The organism is Mesorhizobium sp. M2A.F.Ca.ET.042.01.1.1 (genome assembly GCF_003997405.1).
In the GTDB taxonomy this organism is placed as follows: domain Bacteria; phylum Pseudomonadota; class Alphaproteobacteria; order Rhizobiales; family Rhizobiaceae; genus Mesorhizobium.
In genome coordinates, this window is sequence record NZ_RZRX01000402.1 from 1 (window position 1) to 3611 (window position 3611).

At 64.1% G+C, this 3611-nt stretch carries 3 protein-coding genes; 2 read left to right on the forward strand and 1 reads right to left on the reverse strand.

All coding sequences use genetic code 11. The features are described 5' to 3' along the window. Positions 1 to 504: 504 nt before the first annotated feature. Positions 505 to 2124: a caspase family protein gene (locus EOA23_RS32620; RefSeq protein WP_127307097.1), complete on the forward strand. Its 1620-nt coding sequence runs from the start codon at positions 505 to 507 to the stop codon at positions 2122 to 2124. A 146-nt stretch (positions 2125 to 2270) separates the two neighbouring features. Here EOA23_RS32620 and EOA23_RS32625 read toward each other — a convergent pair whose 3' ends face one another. Next, entirely contained in the window at positions 2271 to 2807 is a 537-nt protein-coding gene (locus EOA23_RS32625; protein ID WP_189341799.1) for an OmpA family protein, read from the reverse strand. Positions 2808 to 3063: 256 nt separating this feature from the next. Between EOA23_RS32625 and EOA23_RS32630 the strand changes: the two genes are divergently transcribed. Then, positions 3064 to 3555: a hypothetical protein gene (locus EOA23_RS32630; protein ID WP_245474419.1), complete on the forward strand. Its 492-nt coding sequence runs from the start codon at positions 3064 to 3066 to the stop codon at positions 3553 to 3555. Positions 3556 to 3611 lie beyond the last annotated feature (56 nt).

The window sequence follows — 3611 nt, forward strand, 5'->3', positions numbered from 1 at the left end:
TGAACCTCGTCATTCCAGGGCGGAGCAAGGAGCGAAGCGACGCGCGCAGACCCTGGAATCCATGCCGTTACCTGGACCGAAGTGTGCAACGGTGCAGAATTCTGGACCGCTGCGGGGCTTCAAAGTCACGGCATGGATCCTCGGGTCTGCGCGCGTCGCTTCGCTCCTTGCTCCGCCCGTGGATGACGACCGCGATAGGCGTCTCGGCCAATCGCCAAGGCACGGGGTCTGCCAACGTACACTAACCAACCGGTCAAAACTTCTGTTTGAGGAACTAGCCGGTTCACCAAACCTCGCATGGCTGGATGGGCCGATTGGTTTTCCGGCCCGCCAATGGTAATTTAGCGAATGCTCACAGAGGAAATTTCGGGCCCTCGTGAACCAAATCTGTGGTCGAGATCACAGACGCTCAAGAGACTATTTTGGCAGAAGCGACGTTGTCGCTTACGACACTCAGCATGCGCAGACATCGATAACGCGCCCCAAGGGGCGGAGGGCTGATCCATGAAAGCGTTCGCCATCATTCTGGGCGGGTTGATCCTGCTGTTCCACACCGCGTTCGGCGCCCAGGCCGCCACGCCCGACAGCAAGCGCGTCGCGCTGGTCATCGGCAACAGCAAATATGTCAATGCCGTCGTTTTGCCCAACCCGGCGAACGACGCCCGCCTTATCGCGTCCACGCTGCGCAACGCCGGCTTCGAGGTGATCGAAGGCGTCGACCAGGACAATGCCGGCATGCACAGCCTGATCAGCAAATTCACCGAAGAGTCCTACAATGCCGACCTTGCCGTCATCTACTATGCCGGGCACGGCATGCAGGTCGACGGCAGGAACTACCTCATCCCGGTCGATGCCGAGCTGACGTCGCCGGCCTATCTCAAGACCCGCACCGTGCAGATCGACGAGTTCATGGCGGCGCTGCCGGCCGATCCGGCCGTCGGCATCATCATCCTCGACGCCTGCCGCGACAATCCGCTGGCACGCACGCTGGCAGCGGCGCTGCCGAAGAGCCGCTCGCTCGGCGCCGGCCTGGCGCCAGTCGACGCAAAGGCCGACGGCATGGGCACGGGCGGCGTCCTGATCGCCTATGCGACCGACCCCGGCGCCATCGCCTTCGACGGCAACGGCGTCGACAGCCCCTATTCGCTGGCTCTGGCCAAGCACCTGACCGAGCCGGGCGTCGAGATCCAGAGCGCCTTGACGCGGGTGCGCGGCGAGGTGACGGAAGCCACGCAAGGCCGGCAGCGGCCATGGCACAATGCCTCGCTCGGACGAGAAGTGTTCCTCGGCAAGCCCGTGGCAGAAACAGCCTCGCCCGCCGCGACGCCGGCGACCGACGCGGCCAAGGCGACGGCAACCCCTGCCTCCGTGGCCAGCGAGCCGCCGTCCTGGGAAGTCGAGCAGCGGCTTTGGGACGAGGCTTCGAAGAAGAACGCCATCCCCTATTACGAGGCCTATCTCGACCAGTTCCCGAACGGCCGTTTCGCCACGGTGGCGAAGCTCAACATCGACCAGCTGAAGGATCCGGCGGCGGGCAAGCAGGTGGCGGCGCTTGGCGCGGACGATGCCAGTGCCAATCCAGGCTCAGCCGTCCGCACCTCTGTCGGCATCACCGACGACATGAGAAAGACGCAAGGCACCGAGCTGACGGAAAGCGCCATCGGGCTCGACCGCAACGGCCGCATCGACCTGCAACTGCGTATCGAAGCGCTGGGCAACGAGCTCGGCCAGGTCGACGGCAATATCGGTCCGAGGACGCGCCAGGCGATCGGCGTCTGGCAAGGCAAGAACGGCCTGCCCTCAACCACCTATCTGACGCGCGAACAGCTGGCTCTGCTGGTGATCCAGACCGACCCGATGATGGATGCCGTGCGCGCCAGGAACGCCGCCGACCAGGCGCGCACCGCGCCGACCAGGAATCAGGTCGCGCAGAAGACCCGCACGCTGGACCCGACGGCGCAGCAAAAGCCGCGCCGGAAACAGACGCAGGTCGTTCAGCGCCGCCGCAACAGCGACACAGTGGTTCGCGAGGACGCGCCGCCGCCGAGAGAAAACAACGACTTCCTGACCAAGGCGCTGATCTTCGGCAGCGGCGTTGTGATCGGCAACGCGATCAAGAATTGATCGTCGAGCAATTCCAGGAAAAGTGTGAAGCGGTTTTCCGCCTGGAATTGCGTCGAAACAGACAGCAACAAAAGGGGAGCCGGCGTTCTGACCGAGCCCCCTTTGACCTGTTTCGCTGTTGACGAGTCGGCTTGCCTGCGGCCCGTCTATTCCGTCCTGATGCGCATTTCCACGCGGCGGTTGACCGGATCGTATGGATTGGCGACGCGCGGATGCGACTTGCCGAGACCGATCGCTTCGAGCCGCGCCGATTCAACGCCGTTGGCTTCGAGGAAGGCGGCCACCGATTGCGCCCTCCGCTGCGACAGGCCCTGGTTGTAGCTGTCCGTGCCGGTCGCGTCGGTGTGACCCTCGACGACGAAGCTGAACGTGCTCAGCCTATTGTCCTTCAGCGCCTTGGCGAACTCGTCCAGCTCCGTGCGCGCGGTCTGGTCGAGCTGGGCCGAATCCAGGGCGAAGTTGATCATCATGTCGAGGCCGGCCTTCTGGGGCGGCGCCTGGTTCTTCTCGGCCTTGCTCTTGCACTCTTCCTCGGTGCCGACGCAGATGCCGCGTGAGGCGCCGAGATTGCCCTGGCCGGCGAAGAATTTCACGATGTCTTCCGATTTCTGAAGCGGATCGGCGTAAACGTGCGTTGAAAAAAGCACGACCGCCAATGCCAAGGCTGAGCTGCCCCACCGCATGACCGTCCCTCCTGTTTTCACCTGTTTCGAGCGGGTTTTCGCTGGCGCGGACTATATCAAATCTCGAAACGATTGTCTGTGAACAAGCGCACGTTGCCGATGGCCGCCGCCTGATAAGGTGAGGCTTGACCGGCGCTTGGCCGCGGGTTTCAGTGCTGTTTGTGCCGATGCTCGGGGTGTGGCAGCGATGGCCAATGAACTCGGATACAGAACGGCAAGGGATCTGTTTCTTGCCTGTCCAGCGATCGCCCGGGACATGAAGTCGCCGGCCGCCGCCCAACCCCCGCTGGAATTCTGCCGCGCGCTGCTCGCCGGACGCGTGCCGGAGGAAGCCGTGACGTTCTGCGCCTATCTCCTGCCCGAGCGCGCCGCGGTCTGGTGGGGGCATGAGTGCCTCAGCCATCTCGCCGAGCTGCTTGCCGAAAGGGATTTCGAATTGCTGGCTCTCGTCAGCGACTGGGTGGGCGAGCCCGGCAATCCTCGCCATCGGGCGGCGCTCAGCAGCGCTATCGATCCGTCGCCGGCGACGCCGGCTGCATGGATCGCCTTGTCGGCGGCATGGCGCGACCCGGCCTTCGATATGCTGTCGACCGGATTCCCCGCTGCCCACGCCGTCAACGCCGGTATCCTGGCGGGGCTGGCGCGCGTCTCGACCGCCGACCGCTTCGCCGTGCTTTCCGCCTTTGTCGAGATGGGCATCCAGATGGTGGAGATGGAAGCGCAGCGGCAATCGGTCGACGCGTATTAATGCATGTGCCCAGAGGTGCGGTCTCCCAAGCGAGCGATCTGTGAGCGGTATCATAT